Genomic DNA, 1200 nt, shown 5'->3' with positions numbered 1-1200 from the left:
AGACGATGTCTTGATTGGTGATCGCTCGTTGCTCTGGGCATGGACATAGTTGTGCGCCTGGTGCCGGACTCGTTGTGGGAGATCTTCCAGGACGTGGCGCCGGAGCCTCCGGTCCGCCCCCAAGGCGGAGGACGCCGGAGGTGCGACGATCGCGCGGTACTGGCCGCGATCATCTTCGTCGCTACTTCGGGCTGCACCTGGCGGCAAGTGCCACCGGTCTTCGGGGCCTCCTGGCAGACGATCCACCGTCGCTTCACCGACTGGTCCAGTGCCCGGGTCTGGGCCAAGCTGCACCGCGTGGTCCTCGATCGACTCGGCGCGAACGGCCAGCTGGACTGGTCGCGCTGCGCGATCGACTCGGCCAGCGTCCGAGCGGTCAAAGGGGGCCCCTGACCGGACCGAATCCGACCGATCGCGGCAAGCTTGGATCCAAGATGCACGTCATCTGTGACCGCAACGGGCTGCCGATCTCGGTGGGCATCTCCGGCGCCAACCTCCACGACAGCCAGGCCCTGATCCCGCTGATGCGCGGCATCCCGCCGATCCGCTCCCGCTATGGACCCCGGCGCCGCCGCCCGGCCAAACTCCACGCCGACAAGGGCTACGACTTCGACCACCTCCGAGGATGGCTGCGTCGTCGGCAGATCGTGCCACGCATCGCCCGCCGCGGCATCGAACCGTCCAGCCGCCTGGGCCGGCACCGCTGGGTAGTCGAACGCACAATGTCCTGGCTGAACGGCTGTCGCCGTCTGCACCGACGCTATGAGCGGAAGGCCGAGCACTTCCTCGCCTTCGTCGGCATCGCCTGCACCCTCATCTGCTACCGCAGAGCGGTGCAGGTCTAGGACTTGGCCCAATAGATCATGCGCTCGTGAGGCTGTCCGGTGGTCACGTCCGGCACACCTACCATGACGCGCGGCTCGATCAGCGGAATCTGTGGATGGAGAAGCGCCTCCAGGTCGCCAACGGCATCGTCAATGTCTTCGTCGATCTCGGCGGTATGGCGACGTACCCAGAAGGAGAGCAGCACTCTTTCCTCTTCGACCGCAATTGCTACCGCCACCACATCGGACGAGATCAGCCCTAGCAGAGCCTGCACCGCAGTGAGTGCAATGTCGTTGACGCGCTGAACCTCTGGGTCTGCCATGCAGATGGATCCTGCCCGGTCACCACACGTCCGCACCAACTGAGACATCGTCT

2 protein-coding genes are annotated in these 1200 nt (G+C 65.4%); one reads left to right on the top strand and one right to left on the bottom strand.

Going from position 1 to position 1200, the window contains the following annotated elements:
* Window positions 1-39 precede the first annotated feature (39 nt).
* A protein-coding gene (locus tag ACGFZA_RS42505; RefSeq protein ID WP_393686488.1) for an IS5 family transposase occupies window positions 40-845 on the top strand; the annotation gives its coding sequence in 2 pieces (ribosomal slippage) (window positions 40-391 and window positions 391-845; 807 coding nt in all).
* Here ACGFZA_RS42505 and ACGFZA_RS42500 read toward each other — a convergent pair.
* A partial coding sequence (locus ACGFZA_RS42500) for a hypothetical protein (RefSeq protein WP_393686487.1) occupies window positions 842-1200 on the bottom strand: 359 nt, incomplete at its 5' end. The two genes, ACGFZA_RS42505 and ACGFZA_RS42500, sit on opposite strands and share 4 nt — an antisense overlap.

It is taken from the genome of Streptomyces sp. NPDC048211 (assembly GCF_043202315.1).
GTDB lineage: Bacteria > Actinomycetota > Actinomycetes > Streptomycetales > Streptomycetaceae > Streptomyces.
The sequence above is the reverse complement of the archived record's forward strand: the minus strand, read 5'-3'. Positions and strand labels throughout refer to the sequence as shown.